Source organism: Pseudomonas machongensis (assembly GCF_034961125.1).
Lineage (GTDB): Bacteria > Pseudomonadota > Gammaproteobacteria > Pseudomonadales > Pseudomonadaceae > Aquipseudomonas > Aquipseudomonas machongensis.
The window spans coordinates 1-14,492 of record NZ_JAYFUI010000182.1 but is presented as its reverse complement, the minus strand read 5'-3'; the positions used below and the strand labels follow the sequence as shown (position 1 = coordinate 14,492).

The window sequence follows — 14,492 nt, the reverse complement described above, 5'->3', positions numbered from 1 at the left end:
GGGCACGCCTAAGGCCGATGCCGCGCGACGCCTGGCCGATTTCTCGGCGAGCCCTGCGGCCATGGAGCTGTACAAGGAGAACTTCGCCGTACTCGCCGCGCCTGGGATTGCCAAGCCGCAGACAGAGCTGCCTGCCGACTACGAGCAACGCCTGATCAAGAACGACTTTGCCTGGGCGTCGAAGCACCGCGACCAGATCCTGGCCGAGTGGCGCAAGCGCTACGACGGCAAGTCGGAGAAGGCGGCGCAGTAAGTCGAACGACATTCAGCAGGTCTATCCTCACCACGCCAGGACCCTACCGCCATGCCGACTCCAGCCCAGATCATCGACAACACCTTCGCCTTGTATGAGCGCCACGGCGCTGACGACTACATCGGCGAGGCCATCACCCAGATCGAGCACATGTCCCAGGCTGCGCAACTGGCCATGGCCGAGGGCTTCGACGACGAGGTGGTGCTCGCTGCGTTCTTCCACGATATCGGCCACCTGTGCGGCGGCGACGCCAGCATGGGCGGTTATGGTGTGGTCAGCCATGAGCGTATCGGCGCCGAGTACCTGCGCCGTTGTGGCTTCGGTGAGCGCATGGCGCGATTGGTGGAGTTCCACGTCGAGGCCAAGCGCTACCTGACCTTGCGCAAGCCGGGATACTACGAACGGCTGAGCGAGGCGAGTCGGCGCACCTTGGGTTACCAGGGGGGCGTGATGAGCGATGCCGAGGCCGATGCCTTCGAGCGTGATCCGCTGTTTGCGGTGAGCCTGCGCATGCGTGAGTGGGATGAGATGGCCAAGGAGGTTGGGGTGCCGGTGCTGGATATGGCGGTGTTGAAAGGGAAGGCGTTGGCCTTGATCTGAGGGTTGCAGCACAGCCCTCGGTTGCGCCTCAGATCTGTGAAACCAACGCCTCAAGCTGCTCCTGGCGCTCGGCCTGGTTCACCCGTGCGCCCGGATTGAGCGTCGACCACTGCGGATGCGCCCGCGCCTTGGTCAACGCCTCCGGCAATTTGCCCTCGCGCCAGGCCTTTTCATCCAGCTCGCCCAGCCGCACCCTGTCCTGTGCAGCATGGCCACGGCTGTCCAGCGCCAGCATCAGTTGCTGTTGCCGCAGCGCCAGCAGACGCAGCACGCTGTCATCCACGGTCAGTTCACGCTGTCCCTTGAGCTTGCCCAGCAACCGCGATCCATAATTGCGGGCGGTTTGCAGTGCGCCTCCGGCAATGGCGCCCGCTAGCGCGGCAGCGCCGAGGGTCAGGCCGCCGACCAGCAGATCGACACCAGCACCGGCCGCCGCTCCGGCGGCGACACCGCTGCCCAGGCGTACACCCAGCAGCTTCAGGGTCTCGGGGTTGAACAGGTCATCGCCCCAGCGACCGTCCAGCAACGGCAGGTCGCCGGCATTGGCGTCTTCACGACGGAAGGCATAGAGCTTGAGCAGCGCCTCGACACAGCGCTGCTCACGTTGTCGAACATCTTGGCGCAGCGCCTCGATGGCCTTGGCTTCAGCGGCAGGCTCCGCCTCGACGCTGCGCCGACAGGCGGCGCAGTCCAGCAGCAGCTCAGCGATCAGGCGTTTGCCGCTGTGCTGGCGGGCCAGGCGCTGGGCCTGCTGGTCGTCGATCAAGCGCTGCAAGGCGGGGCGTGATGTCTCCAGCAGCAGGGCGAGGCTCTCGTAGAGGCGTCGCTCGCCATCCTCGGGCGGGGCCACGCTGTCGAACCGCACCAGCGCGTGCAGCCCCAGGCGGGCCAGGGCTTCGCGCCATTCTGGCTCGCGGTGCTGGCTACTGGCGACGAAGTTGAGCACGGGCAGCAGCGGCTTGCCGCAGCCGGCGAGTACCTCCAGCTCGTCGCGGTACTTGGCCAGTACCGGCTCGCGTGCATCGATCACATAGAGACCGGCATTGCTCGCCTGTAACTGACGCAGCACCTTGGCTTCCTGCTCGAAGCGCTGGCGCGCCTCGCTACCCTGGAGAAAGCGCTCCAGGCGGGCCGGGCCGTCAAGGCGTTCACCGGGGCGTTCCAGGCGCTCCAGATAGTCGAGCAGGGCAATGGCGTCTTCCAGGCCGGGGGTGTCGTAGAGCTCGAGCAAGGGCTCGCCGTCCACCGACAGCCGCGCGCCTTCGACATGGCGGGTGGTGCTGGGGCGATGGGAAACCTCACCAAAGCCGACATCGCGGGTGAGGGTGCGTAGCAGCGAGGTCTTGCCGACATTGGTGTGGCCGACCACGGCCAGCTTGAGCGGATCAGTCATGGCCATGCTCCAGCCAGGTCAGGGGCGAGGTGTCGGCGTGGTGCAGGCCAAGGCGGTCGAGGGCTTCGTGCCAGTCGCCCAGGCGAGCGGCGTCCAGAGCCTGGCCAGGCAGGGCCTGGAGCAACCAGATGCGCGTGGCGCCTGCGTTGCGCGCGAGCTCGGCGAGCAACGCCAGGCTGCCACGGTCAGGCGAGCGGCGCGGGTCGCAGGCGATGGCCAGGCGCGCCGGTGGGAAACGGCTGAGCTGTTCGAGCAGTTTGTTGCGTGATTCGCGGCTGTCGAGCACACCGGCGTTGGTCACCGTGCTTGGCAGCGTGGGCGGCCAGGCGCGCTGGTCATCCAGCTCCAGGCCTACCAGCAGGGCGCCGCTGCTGCCGGTTTCCAGTTGGCCGGCCTCGAACTGTGGCAGGTGCTCGGGGGCGGCGTCCTGTACACCGATACGCTCGCTGCGCGGCATCAGCGCGTCACGCAGTTGTGCATGGCCTGGCAGGCTGAGATCCAGGGCCAGTTGCCTGCGGCCCTGGCGCCAGCGCCACAGGCACAGGGTCGCCAGCAACAGGCGGGGCAGCAGGCCGTACACCAGCACCACGCCGAGCAGCCAACTGGCCCAGGCCTGGCGGGCGATGTCCAGGCTCGGCAGGGTCGCGCCGCTGGCGCGGATCATGCTCTCGTCGGGAATGCTGAAGCCCAGCAGCGAGGGCAGGGCGCCGAGGGCGTTGGTCAGGGCGATGAAGGGTTCGGCCGCGAGCAGGGTGGTCTCCCAGACGAAGCCGTAGCGCCGGGTCGCTAGCAGCGCCAACAGCATGCCCAGCGCCGCGCTCATCGCCAGCAGCCACAGGCCATGCACCAGCAGGCCGAGCAGCCAGCGATTGAGGCGCTTGCGCTGCAGCAGCACCAGCAGGGCGGGGGCCAGGTGCACGGCCTTGGCATCTCGGGCGAAGCGTTCGCTGAGCCACAGCCAGAGGCGGCCCAGGGTTGCGCCTTGCTCACCTGCGAAGAAGAAGCCCAAGGCCCAGCCGACCAGCAACACCAGGTTCAGGCCCAGCAGGCTGCCCAGCGCCCAGAACACATTCACCGGGCGTTGGCCGTCACCCAGCGCCGCAAGGCCGAGGCCGGCGCCGCTGAGCACGGCGACGATCATCAGGGCCAGCAGGGCCAGGCGTGCACCCTGCTTCCAGTGGCGCAGGGCCTGGGTCATGCCGTCGCGCTCGGCCAGCCACAGCGCGCGGTGCTCGATGCGTGCCGCCAGGTCGCCGCCCTGCTGGCGCGCGCGACGGTTGGCTTCCTGGTCTTCCAGGGGGCCGGCGTGTTCTTCACGCAGCCGCACCGCTTCGGTGAGCCAGCGTTTGTCCAGTTCGGTCGGTGCAGTCACAAGGTCTTCCATTGCACGGGTCGAGGCCCAAGCATAACCCACGTGCCGAGTGCTATCCTCGCCGTCATGAACACATCACTTCCCCTCAGCCTGATCGCGGCACTCGCCGAGAACCGCGTGATCGGCATCGACAACTCCATGCCCTGGCACCTGCCGGGGGACTTCAAGTACTTCAAGGCCACCACCCTGGGCAAGCCGATCATCATGGGGCGCAAGACCTGGGATTCGCTCGGGCGACCACTGCCGGGGCGCTTGAACATCGTCGTCAGCCGCCAGCCTGGGTTGACGCTGGCGGGCGCCGAAGTGTTCGACTCGCTGGAGGCAGCGGTGGTGCGTGCCGAGCAGTGGGCGCGCGAGCAGGGGGTTGGTGAGCTGATGCTGATCGGCGGCGCGCAGCTCTACGGGCAGGCACTGGAGAAGGGGCTGGTGAGCCGCATGTACCTGACCCGTGTGGAGCTTGCGCCTGAAGGGGATGCCTGGTTCCCGGCGTTCGACGCGGCGCAGTGGACGCTGGCATCGACCGAGCGGCAGGTCGAGGAAGGCAAGCCGGTCTACCACTTCGAGGTGTGGGACAAGCGTTAAGGCTCTCCTGTGGAAGCGGCTTCGTCCGCTCCCACAGGGCAAGTGTTGCTCAGGAGTGACTCAGCTCGGCATGCTCGTCTCCGGCCAGCACTTGCTGGTCGGTCTGCTTGAGCAGTTGGCTGGTCACCACGCCGGCAGTCATCGAGCCGTTCACGTTCAATGCAGTACGGCCCATGTCGATCAGCGGCTCGACCGAGATCAGCAGCGCCACCAGCTCGACCGGCAGGCCCATGGCCGGCAGCACGATCAGCGCGGCGAAGGTCGCGCCGCCACCGACCCCGGCAACCCCCGCCGAGCTCAGGGTGACGATGGCCACCAGGGTTGCGATCCACAGCGGATCGAAGGTGTCGATGCCCACGGCCGGCGCCACCATGACCGCCAGCATTGCCGGATACAGGCCGGCGCAGCCGTTCTGGCCGATGGTTGCGCCGAACGATGCGCTGAAGCTGGCGATCGACTGCGGTACGCCCAGGCGGCGAGTCTGCGCCTCGATGTTCAGCGGGATGCTGGCGGCGCTGGAGCGGCTGGTGAAGGCAAAGGTCAGCACCGGCCAGACTTTGCGGAAGAAGCGCAGCGGGCTGACGCCAGTGATCGCCAGGATCACCCCGTGTACCACGAACATCAGCCCCAGGCCGATGTACGACACCACGACGAAGCTGCCCAGCTTGAGGATGTCATCGAGGTTCGAGCTGGCCACCACCTTGGTCATCAGCGCCAGGACGCCATAAGGCGTGAGCTTCATCACCAGGCGCACCAGGCGCATGACCCAGGCCTGCAGCACGTCGATGGCCGACAGGGCGCGCTCGCCCTTGTCCTTGTCGTCATTGATCAGTTGCAGAGCGGCAAGGCCCAGAAACACGGCGAAGATCACCACGCTGATGATCGAGGTCGGCTTGGCCCGGGCCAGGTCGCCCACCGGGTTGCTGGGAATGAACGACAGCAGCAGTTGCGGGATGTTGAGGTCGGCGACCTTGCCTGCGTAGTCGCTGTTGATGGCTTGCAGGCGAGCTGTTTCCTGGACGCCGGCGACCAGGCCCTCGGCACTGAGGCCGAACAGGTTGGTCAGGACGATGCCGATCAGTGCGGCGATGGCTGTGGTCAGCAGCAGGGTACCGATGCTCAGCACGCTGATCCGGCCAAGGGCCGAGGCATTGTGCAGGCGTGCCACAGCGCTGAGGATCGAGGCGAAGATCAGCGGCATGACGATCATCTGCAGCAAGCCGACATAGCCGTTGCCGACCAGGTCGAGCCAGGCGATGGTTGCCTTGAGCACCGGATGGCCAGCGCCGTACAGGCTGTGCAGCACCAGCCCGAACAGAACGCCCAGCACCAGGCCAAGCAGCACTTTTTTCGCCAGGCTCCAGTCGGTACGGCGGGTTTGCGCCAGGCCCAGCAGCAGGGCCAGGAACGCCAGCAGGTTGAGGGAAAGCGGCAGGTTCATTGAAGCTCCGTGAAGCAAAAATAGGGATCGCCTCTGTGAGCGATTGCGAACGGAAATGCTAACAGTCTGAAAAGAAACGAATTTATATCTAAAGGTAATTTAGATAGTCGCTAATGGAATAACGCGCTGTCGCAGTTGGCAATGAACATGCCGTTTCGGGCTCTCTCGAGGTCGGTGCCAGACGTCTGCCTGTCATGCAGGCGGTCTAGGCTTCAGCAGCCATGTCTCTGGAGAACGCACATGATGTCTGCTCCGAAACTTCTCGCGGGCGGTCTCGCCCTGCTGCTCAGCGTCAGCACCTGGGCGGCAACCGAACTCAAGCACTGGCCCGCCGAGGCCGCCAAACAGCTCGACACGATGATCGCTGCCAATGCCCACAAGGGTAACTACGCGGTCTTCGACATGGACAACACCAGCTATCGCTACGACCTCGAGGAAGCGCTGCTGCCGTTCATGGAGAACAAAGGCCTGCTGAATCGTGACAAGCTCGACCCTTCTTTGAAGCTGATCCCGTTCAAGGATACCGCCGAGCACAAGGAGAGCCTGTTCAGCTACTACTATCGCCTGTGCGAAATCGATGACATGGTCTGCTACCCCTGGGTGGCACAGGTGTTCTCGGGCTTCACGCTCAAGGAGCTGAAGGTTCAGGTCGATGAGCTGATGGCCTTGAACAAGCCTGTCCCCAGCACCTACTTCGAAGGCGATCAGGTCAAGACCATCGAGGTGCAGCCGCCGAAGGTCTTCACCGGCCAGGCCGAGCTGTACAACAAGCTGATGGAGAACGGCATCGAGGTCTATGTGATCTCGGCCGCGTCCGAGGAACTGGTGCGCATGGTCGCGTCCGATCCCAAGTACGGCTACAACGTCAAGCCGCAGAATGTGATCGGCGTCAGCCTGCTGCTCAAGGACCGCGCCAGCGGCAAGCTGACCACGGCGCGCAAGCAGATCAGCGAAGGCCACTACGATGCCAAGGCCAACGAGGGCCTGGAGTTGACGCCTTATCTGTGGACCCCGGCCACCTGGATGGCTGGCAAGCAGGCGGCCATCCTGACTTACATCGATGAGTGGAAACGGCCGGTGCTGGTCGGCGGCGATACGCCAACCAGCGACGGCTACATGCAGTTCCATGGGGTCGACGTGGGCAAGGGCGGTATCCATCTGTGGATCAATCGCAAGGCCAAGTACATGGACCAGTTGAACGGGATGATTGCCAAGCATGCGGCGGCGCAGGCGAAGGAAGGGCTGCCGGTGACGGCGGACAAGAACTGGGTGATCGTGACGCCGGAGCAGATTCAGTAAGCGTTGTAGCGCCTATGCCGGCCTCTTCGCGGGCAAGCCCGCTCCCACAGTCTCATAGTCTTCAAGGCCGCGCTGTATCTGTGGGAGCGGCGGTTCGGCGCTCCGACTTGCCCGCGAAGAGGCCAATACTTTTCCACAGGCATAAAAAAACCGGCGCTCAAGGCGCCGGTTTTTCATTCATGCCCTGAAAGCCTCACAGCCCGTCGAGCATCGCCTTGTTCCGCACAGCACCCTTGTCGGCGCTGGTCGCCAGCAGGGCGTAGGCCTTCAGTGCAGTGGTCACCTTGCGAGGGCGCACTTCGGCAGGTTTCCAGCCCTTCTTGTCCTGCTCGACACGTCGTGCAGCCAACTCTTCGTCGCTGACCAGCAGGTTGATCGAGCGGTTCGGAATGTCGATCAGCACTTTGTCACCGTCCTTGACCAGGCCGATAGCACCGCCCGAGGCCGCTTCCGGCGAAGCGTGGCCGATCGACAGGCCCGAAGTGCCGCCGGAGAAGCGGCCGTCGGTGAGCAGGGCGCAGGCCTTGCCCAGGCCCTTGGACTTCAGGTATGAGGTCGGATAGAGCATTTCTTGCATGCCTGGGCCGCCTTTCGGGCCTTCGTAGCGGATGATCACGATGTCGCCGGCCTTCACCTCGTCGGCGAGGATGCCGCGCACGGCGCTGTCCTGGCTTTCGAAGATCTTCGCGGTGCCTTCGAACACGTGGATCGACTCGTCGACGCCTGCGGTCTTGACCACGCAACCGTCCAGGGCGATGTTGCCGTACAGCACGGCCAAGCCGCCTTCCTGCGAGTAGGCGTGTTCGAAGCTGCGGATGCAGCCGTTCTCGCGGTCGTCGTCGAGGGTTTCCCAACGGGTCGACTGGCTGAACGCGGTCTGGGTCGGGATACCGGCCGGGCCAGCCTTGAAGAAGGTGTGCACGGCTTCGTCATCGGTCTGGGTGATGTCCCACTTGGCGATGGCTTCTTCCATGCTGCGGCTGTGCACGGTCGGCAGGTCGGTGTGCAACAGGCCGCCACGGGCCAGCGAGCCGAGGATGCTGAAGATGCCGCCGGCGCGGTGGACGTCCTCCATGTGGTACTTCTGGATGTTCGGCGCCACCTTGCACAGCTGCGGCACCTTGCGCGACAGGCGATCGATGTCGCGCAGGTCGAAGTCGACCTCCGCCTCCTGGGCGGCAGCCAGCAGGTGCAGGATGGTGTTGGTCGAACCGCCCATGGCGATGTCGAGCATCATGGCGTTCTCGAACGCCTTGAAGTTGGCGATGTTGCGCGGCAGTACCGACTCGTCGTTCTCGCCGTAGTAGCGCTTGCACAGCTCGACGATGGTGCGTCCGGCGGTAAGGAACAGCTGCTCGCGGTCGGCGTGGGTGGCCAGGGTGGAGCCGTTGCCCGGCAGGGCGAGACCCAGGGCTTCGGTCAGGCAGTTCATCGAGTTGGCGGTGAACATGCCGGAGCACGAACCGCAGGTCGGGCAGGCGCTGCGTTCGTACTCGGCGACCTTTTCGTCACTGGCGGTCGAGTCGGCGGCGATGACCATGGCGTCGACCAGGTCCAGGCCGTGGCTGGCCAGCTTGGTCTTGCCGGCTTCCATCGGGCCGCCGGAGACGAAGATCACTGGAATGTTCAGGCGCAGGGCTGCCATGAGCATGCCGGGGGTGATCTTGTCGCAGTTGGAGATGCAGACGATGGCGTCGGCGCAGTGGGCGTTGACCATGTACTCGACGGCGTCGGCGATGATCTCGCGGCTCGGCAGCGAGTACAGCATGCCGTCGTGGCCCATGGCGATGCCGTCGTCGACGGCGATGGTGTTGAATTCCTTGGCCACGCCACCGGCGCGCTCGATCTCGCGGGCGACCAGCTGGCCCAGGTCCTTCAGGTGCACGTGGCCCGGAACGAACTGGGTGAACGAGTTGGCGATGGCGATGATCGGTTTCTTGAAGTCTTCGTCCTTCATCCCGGTGGCGCGCCACAGTGCGCGGGCACCCGCCATGTTGCGGCCCTGGGTGGAAGTCTTGGAACGATAATCAGGCATGAAGCACTCCTGGCGGCTTAATCAGGTCTCTGGAAAGGGGAGTGAGCTTCTCTTGTCCTTTGCGCCGAGGGCCGGTTGCCGCTGGCACGGATGGGGCCGAAGACAGCGCGGGATCGCCGCGTGCTTGGCCAGAGCTCATAAACCCGCCTGGGGATGTCTGGCGATGAATAGGCCGATTCTACACCGCTGGCGCGACGAGGGAATGACGATGTGTCTGGACGGTGCTTTTCGTCATTTGGGCAGGGTGATGTAGGACATCTCCCAAATGCCCTCCTGGCGGTATTTTCCTGATCTCGCTGCACCTATGATCCCCGCGCCGCATGTGCGGCTTCACGAGCCAAGCCCCTCAATGGACCTTCCCAGTTTCAGTTCATCGCGAACCTGCAATCTGGCACTGAGCGCACCGTCGCCAGGGCATCCGGAGGCTTGAGCCCGCGTGGCTGAGGTCTGCGGGCGCCTGCTTCGGCGCCTGGAGAACCTCCCATGCAACAACCGACCGACACCCTCGCCGAATCCCTCGACCTGCGCCAGGCGGCCCAGGCCCGACGCGATCGACTCCTGCAGCACGCACTGTACGAAGACGGCAGCGCCGGCGCGCTGATGATCAGCGAGTACTCCAGCCTGGACAGTGGCCTGAGCGCGCGCCCGGCCCTCGACATGCTGCGGCGCGAAGCCGCTGACGCCGAAACCATCTATCAATCCTATGTCCTCGATGCCCAGCGCAACCTGCTCGGCACGCTATCGCTGCGTGAACTGATCCTGGCGCCGCCCGACCAGCCGATCGAGGCCATCATGGTGCGCCAGGTGATCTGCGTGACCACGGCGACCCGTCAGGAAGAGGTTGCCCGGCTGATTGGCGATCACGACCTGCTGGCGGTACCGGTGCTCGACGAGCTGGGGCGGCTGGTGGGGATCGTCACCTGCGACGAAGCGCTGGATGTGATGGTGGAGGAGGCTACCGAAGACTTTCACAAGGGCGCATCGATCACCAATCACATCGGCAATCTCAAGGATGCAACCGTCAGCCTGATGTACCGCAAACGCGTGCTGTGGCTGGTGCTGCTGGTATTCGGCAACCTGTTTTCAGGTGCGGGAATCGCCGCGTTCGAGGACACCATTGCCGCCCATATCGCCCTGGTGTTCTTCCTGCCGTTGCTGGTAGACAGCGGCGGCAATGCCGGCGCCCAGTCGGCAACCCTGATGGTGCGCGGCCTGGCCACGGGCGAAGTGGTGCTGCGTGACTGGTTGCGCATGCTCACGCGCGAATGCGGTGTTGCGCTTGCCCTGGGCGGGACCATGGCAGTGGCTGTCGCTTCGTTGGGGGTATTGCGCGGCGGCCCGCAAATCGCACTGATCGTGGCCAGCAGCATGTTGGTGATCGTGCTGATCGGCAGCCTCATCGGCATGAGCCTGCCATTCATGCTCAGTCGCCTGAAGCTTGACCCGGCGACGGCCAGCGGGCCGCTGGTGACCTCGATTGCCGATGCCGTGGGGGTGTTGATCTACTTTGGCATCGCGTCGATGGTGCTGGATATCTGAGGAGACGCTACGAGGGCAGCAGCATTGCCGACTTCACGGGGGCTTGCTGATTGCCGGTACAAGTGTCAGCAATCATCGCAAGCCGTATGACTTGGGGCTGTAGAGCAGCCCCGGTTGGGTGGGTCAGCTGTTGGGCAGCAACCGGCAGGTGATGCTCTTGATGTAGCGGGTCTCGGCGATCGCCGGGTGCACCGGGTGATCCGGCCCCTGGCCGCCGCGCTCGAGCAGTTGCAGGTTGCGGTCCAGGTGGCGGGCGCTGGTCAGCAGGATGTTGTTCAGGTCGTCTTCAGGCAGGTGCATGGAGCACGAAGCGCTGACCAGGATGCCGTCCTTGTTGAGCATGCGCATGGCCTGTTCGTTGAGACGACGGTAGGCAGCCTCGCCGTTCTTCAGGTCTTTCTTGCGCTTGATGAAGGCGGGTGGGTCGGCAATGATCACGTCGAAGCGCTCTTCGGCGGCCTTGAGCTCGCGCAGTGCCTCGAACACGTCGCCCTCGATGCAGGTCAGCTTCTCGGCGATGCCGTTGAGCGCGGCATTGCGCTCGACGCCATCCAGAGCGAAGCCCGAGGCATCGACGCAGAACACTTCGCTGGCGCCGAAGGCCCCGGCCTGCACGCCCCAGCCACCGATGTAGCTGAACAGGTCGAGCACCCGCTTGCCCTTGACGTAGGGCGCCAGGCGCGCACGGTTCATGCGGTGGTCGTAGAACCAGCCGGTCTTCTGGCCTTCGCGCACTGGCGCTTCGAACTTCACGCCGTTCTCTTCCAGCGCGACCCAGTCGGGTACTTCGCCGTAGACGGTCTCGACATAGCGCTCCAGGCCTTCGGCATCGCGCGCAGCGGAGTCATTCTTGAACAGGATGCCGCTGGGCTTGAGTACCTGCACCAGGGCTGCGATCACATCATCCTTGTGCGCTTCCATGGTGGCCGAGGCCAGTTGCACCACGAGAATGTCGAAGAAGCGGTCGACCACCAGGCCCGGCAGCAGGTCGGAGTCGCCGTAGACCAGGCGGTAGCAGGGCTTGTCGAACAGGCGTTCGCGCAGCGACAGGGCGACGTTCAGGCGGTGCACCAGCAGCGACTTGTCCAGCGGCAGCTTGGCGTCGCGCGACAGCAGGCGCGCGCAGATCAGGTTGTTCGGGCTCACCGCCACCACGCCCAGTGGCTTGCCGTTGGCGGCCTCGAGGATCGCCTGTTGACCGGCCTTCAGACCTTGCAGCGGAGTGGCGGCAACGTCGACCTCGTTGCTGTAGACCCACAGGTGGCCGGCGCGCAGGCGGCGGTCGGCATTGGCTTTGAGGCGAAGGCTGGGCAGGGACATGACGTCGCTCCGGAAAAAAGAGCGGGAGTATACCGCGTTGGCCCGGGGTTCGCTGGTGGGGTGGATGAAGTGTCGGCCCCCTCGCGGCTAAAGTTAACCGTCCAGGGAACGATCCAGTGGTTGGTGCCCTGCAGGAGTACAGGGTTAGAATCTCTCGTCATTTCCGAGTGTGTACCCATGTCCCAGGAACTTTCCGCCGAACAGATCCAGCAAGCCTTGCAAGGCATCACCATTCCGCCGCAGCCGCAGATCATGGTGGACCTGCAGTTCGAGCAATACATGCCCGACCCGGACCTGGAGACGATCGCCAAGCTGATAGCGCAGGATCCTGGCCTGGCCGGTGCGCTGCTCAAGCTGGTGAACTCACCGCATTTCGGGTTGGCCAACAAGATCGGCTCGATCCAGCGCGCCGTGAACCTGTTGGGCAGCCGCTCGATCATCAACCTGATCAATGCCCAGTCGATCAAGGGCGAGATGAGCGACGAAACCATCGTTACCCTCAACCGCTTCTGGGACACTGCCCAGGACGTCGCGATGACCTGCCTGACCCTGGCCAAGCGCACCGGCATCCAGGCGGTGGACGAGGCCTACACCCTTGGCCTGTTCCATGATTGCGGCGTGCCGCTGATGCTCAAGCGCTTCCCCACGTACATGGAGGTGCTGGAAGACGCCTACGCCAAGGCCGGCGAAGAGGTACGGGTGGTCGATACCGAGAATCGTGCCTTCAACACCAACCATTCGGTGGTCGGCTACTTCACCGCCAAGTCGTGGCGCCTGCCGGAGCACATCAGCGCGGCCATCGCCAACCACCACAACGCCCTGGCGGTGTTCCGCGACGAGTCTTCGCGCAACACCCAGACCCAGCTCAAGAATCTGCTGGCGGTGCTGAAAATGGCCGAACACATCTGTGCGTCGTACCGCGTGCTGGGCAACCAGAGCGTCGACCACGAGTGGAATGTCGTCGGGCCGCTGGTGCTGGACTACATCGGGCTGTCGGAGTACGACTTCGAGAGCCTCAAGCAGAATATCCGTGAAATGAGTGGCCACTGATCCATGCCTGAGTTGCCAGAAGTCGAGACCACGCGGCGCGGGATCGCGCCGTACCTGGAAGGCCAGCGGGTCAGCCGCGTGGTGGTGCGTGACCGGCGCCTGCGCTGGCCGATCCCCGAGGATCTGGATGTGCGCCTGTCGGGGCAGCGCATCGTCAGCGTCGAGCGGCGGGCCAAGTACCTGCTGATCAACGCCGAGGTTGGCACCTTGATCAGCCACTTGGGGATGTCTGGCAACCTGCGGCTGGTCGAGCTCGGCCTGCCGGCGGCCAAGCATGAGCATGTGGACATCGAGCTGGAGTCGGGGCTGATGCTGCGCTACACCGACCCGCGTCGGTTCGGCGCCATGCTCTGGAGCCAGGATCCGCTTGGTCACGAGCTGCTGGTGCGCCTGGGGCCGGAGCCGTTGACTGACCTGTTCGACGGTGAGCGGTTGTTCCAGCTGTCACGCGGGCGGTCGATGGCGGTCAAGCCGTTCATCATGGACAACGCCGTGGTGGTGGGGGTGGGCAACATCTACGCCACCGAGGCGCTGTTCGCCGCGGGCATCGATCCACGCCGCGAAGCGGGCGGGATCAGCCGGGCGCGTTATCTGAAGCTGGCGATCGAGATCAAGCGCGTGCTGGCGGCGGCCATCGAGCGTGGCGGCACCACGTTGCGCGATTTTATCGGCGGCGACGGCCAGCCGGGGTACTTCCAGCAGGAGTTGTTCGTCTATGGACGTGGTGGCGAGGCCTGCAAGGTGTGCGGGACCGAGCTGCGGGACGTGAAGCTGGGGCAGCGCGCAAGCGTGTTCTGCCCGCGCTGTCAGCGCTGATACTCGTGAACACCCATTTGCCGCCAGCTTTGCTGGTCACTCCAGCACTGCGGCCTCACCGACCCCGCGCGGATCGCTGGCTGCCTCGAGCGTCCCGGCCCGTTTGTCCCAGTACAGTACTTGCTGGTTCCCATAGCTGCGCTGCACGTCCTTGAGCGCATACCCGCGTGCACGCAGCGCGGCCTTGTGCTCATCGTCGAAGGTGTTGGGCTCGTGCTCGATCACATCTGGCAGGTACTGATGGTGATAGCGCGGGATCGCTGGCCATTCGCTCACCGGCCGCCCTTCGAGAAAGCCGAGCATCGATAGCAGCACCATGCTCGGGATCCGGCTACCGCCGGGCGTGCCGAAGCTGGCGAACTGTGACGGGCTTTCGATGAAGCTCGGGCTCATGCTCGACAGCGGACGCTTGCCCGCGGCCACCGCATTGGCCTGGCTGCCGGCCAGGCCGTAGCTGTTGCTGCCAGTGGGGTCGGCGGCGAAATCGTCCATCTCGTTGTTCAACACCACGCCGCTGCCGGGTACGGTAAAGGCTGCGCCGAAGGGCAGGTTGACCGACAGTGTGGCCGATACGGCATTGCCCGCAGCGTCGATCACGCTGAAGTGGGTGGTGTGGTCGCCCTCGCGCCAGGCGGGTGCGGGGGGCAGGGCACTGCTGGGCGTGGCATCGTGCACGTCGATGCTGTCGGCAAGCCCGCTCAGGTACTGGCGCGCCAGTAGGCGGTTGATGGGGTTGGTGACGTAGTCCGGGTCGCCGAGCAAGCCGCGATCGCGGTAGGCGCGGCGCAGGAC

General features: G+C 64.9%; 12 protein-coding genes and 1 pseudogene. 7 read left to right on the top strand and 6 right to left on the bottom strand.

Annotated elements, in window-relative coordinates; all coding sequences use genetic code 11:
- Positions 1-253: pseudogene (locus VA602_RS17585) on the top strand (putative 2-aminoethylphosphonate ABC transporter substrate-binding protein); the annotation flags it as partial.
- A 51-nt stretch (positions 254-304) separates the two neighbouring features.
- Positions 305-853, top strand: a complete 549-nt coding sequence (locus VA602_RS17580) for a phosphonate degradation HD-domain oxygenase (protein WP_323453829.1) — start codon at positions 305-307, stop codon at positions 851-853.
- Positions 854-881: 28 nt separating this feature from the next.
- Here VA602_RS17580 and VA602_RS17575 read toward each other — a convergent pair whose 3' ends face one another.
- Both VA602_RS17575 and VA602_RS17570 read right to left on the bottom strand, forming a co-directional pair.
- Positions 882-2,246 (bottom strand): GTPase/DUF3482 domain-containing protein, encoded by a 1,365-nt coding sequence (locus tag VA602_RS17575; protein WP_112899439.1) that lies wholly within the window; start codon positions 2,244-2,246, stop codon positions 882-884.
- Positions 2,239-3,630, bottom strand: a complete 1,392-nt coding sequence (locus VA602_RS17570; RefSeq protein WP_065863981.1) for a DUF2868 domain-containing protein — start codon at positions 3,628-3,630, stop codon at positions 2,239-2,241. Before VA602_RS17570 ends, VA602_RS17575 begins: the two co-directional genes overlap by 8 nt.
- 54 nt (positions 3,631-3,684) lie before the next feature.
- Between VA602_RS17570 and VA602_RS17565 the strand changes: the two genes are divergently transcribed.
- Positions 3,685-4,200 (top strand): dihydrofolate reductase, encoded by a 516-nt coding sequence (locus VA602_RS17565; RefSeq protein ID WP_063541663.1) that lies wholly within the window; start codon positions 3,685-3,687, stop codon positions 4,198-4,200.
- A gap of 49 nt (positions 4,201-4,249) precedes the next feature.
- Here VA602_RS17565 and VA602_RS17560 read toward each other — a convergent pair whose 3' ends face one another.
- Positions 4,250-5,641, bottom strand: a complete 1,392-nt coding sequence (locus tag VA602_RS17560) for an L-cystine transporter (protein WP_323453828.1) — start codon at positions 5,639-5,641, stop codon at positions 4,250-4,252.
- Between the two features lie 243 nt (positions 5,642-5,884).
- Here VA602_RS17560 and VA602_RS17555 point away from each other — a divergent pair, with 243 nt between their 5' ends.
- Positions 5,885-6,940 carry an HAD family hydrolase gene (locus VA602_RS17555; RefSeq protein WP_407682516.1) on the top strand — a complete coding sequence of 352 codons (1,056 nt, stop codon included), beginning with the start codon at positions 5,885-5,887 and terminating at the stop codon, positions 6,938-6,940.
- Positions 6,941-7,133: 193 nt separating this feature from the next.
- Here VA602_RS17555 and ilvD read toward each other — a convergent pair whose 3' ends face one another.
- The gene (gene ilvD / locus VA602_RS17550; RefSeq protein ID WP_054891146.1) at positions 7,134-8,975 is read right to left on the bottom strand and encodes a dihydroxy-acid dehydratase; all 1,842 of its coding nucleotides are present in this window, start codon (positions 8,973-8,975) and stop codon (positions 7,134-7,136) included.
- A gap of 483 nt (positions 8,976-9,458) precedes the next feature.
- On the opposite strand from ilvD, the gene mgtE reads away from it, so the two are divergent.
- Positions 9,459-10,514, top strand: a complete 1,056-nt coding sequence (gene mgtE / locus VA602_RS17545; RefSeq protein ID WP_323453826.1) for a magnesium transporter — start codon at positions 9,459-9,461, stop codon at positions 10,512-10,514.
- 123 nt (positions 10,515-10,637) lie between these two features.
- On the opposite strand, the gene VA602_RS17540 is transcribed toward mgtE, so the two are convergent.
- Positions 10,638-11,834 (bottom strand): class I SAM-dependent rRNA methyltransferase, encoded by a 1,197-nt coding sequence (locus VA602_RS17540; protein WP_054891148.1) that lies wholly within the window; start codon positions 11,832-11,834, stop codon positions 10,638-10,640.
- Positions 11,835-12,065: 231 nt separating this feature from the next.
- On the opposite strand from VA602_RS17540, the gene VA602_RS17535 reads away from it, so the two are divergent.
- Both VA602_RS17535 and mutM read left to right on the top strand, forming a co-directional pair.
- Positions 12,066-12,884: an HDOD domain-containing protein gene (locus VA602_RS17535; RefSeq protein ID WP_172964843.1), complete on the top strand. Its 819-nt coding sequence runs from the start codon at positions 12,066-12,068 to the stop codon at positions 12,882-12,884.
- Positions 12,885-12,887: 3 nt separating this feature from the next.
- Complete coding sequence (gene mutM / locus VA602_RS17530) at positions 12,888-13,700, top strand: bifunctional DNA-formamidopyrimidine glycosylase/DNA-(apurinic or apyrimidinic site) lyase (RefSeq protein ID WP_063541651.1); 813 nt, start codon at positions 12,888-12,890, stop codon at positions 13,698-13,700.
- A gap of 36 nt (positions 13,701-13,736) precedes the next feature.
- On the opposite strand, the gene VA602_RS17525 is transcribed toward mutM, so the two are convergent.
- The coding region (locus tag VA602_RS17525; RefSeq protein ID WP_323453825.1) for a gamma-glutamyltransferase at positions 13,737-14,492 on the bottom strand (756 nt) is incomplete at its 5' end.

Coding starts and splice junctions, on each gene's coding strand:
- VA602_RS17560 (WP_323453828.1), bottom strand. CDS start 5,641: ATGAACCTGCCGCTTTCCCTCAACCTGCTGGCGTTCCTGGCCCTGCTG.
- VA602_RS17565 (WP_063541663.1), top strand. CDS start 3,685: ATGAACACATCACTTCCCCTCAGCCTGATCGCGGCACTCGCCGAGAAC.
- VA602_RS17575 (WP_112899439.1), bottom strand. CDS start 2,246: ATGACTGATCCGCTCAAGCTGGCCGTGGTCGGCCACACCAATGTCGGC.
- VA602_RS17540 (WP_054891148.1), bottom strand. CDS start 11,834: ATGTCCCTGCCCAGCCTTCGCCTCAAAGCCAATGCCGACCGCCGCCTG.
- mgtE (WP_323453826.1), top strand. CDS start 9,459: ATGCAACAACCGACCGACACCCTCGCCGAATCCCTCGACCTGCGCCAG.
- VA602_RS17580 (WP_323453829.1), top strand. CDS start 305: ATGCCGACTCCAGCCCAGATCATCGACAACACCTTCGCCTTGTATGAG.
- mutM (WP_063541651.1), top strand. CDS start 12,888: ATGCCTGAGTTGCCAGAAGTCGAGACCACGCGGCGCGGGATCGCGCCG.
- ilvD (WP_054891146.1), bottom strand. CDS start 8,975: ATGCCTGATTATCGTTCCAAGACTTCCACCCAGGGCCGCAACATGGCG.
- VA602_RS17570 (WP_065863981.1), bottom strand. CDS start 3,630: ATGGAAGACCTTGTGACTGCACCGACCGAACTGGACAAACGCTGGCTC.
- VA602_RS17555 (WP_407682516.1), top strand. CDS start 5,885: ATGTCTGCTCCGAAACTTCTCGCGGGCGGTCTCGCCCTGCTGCTCAGC.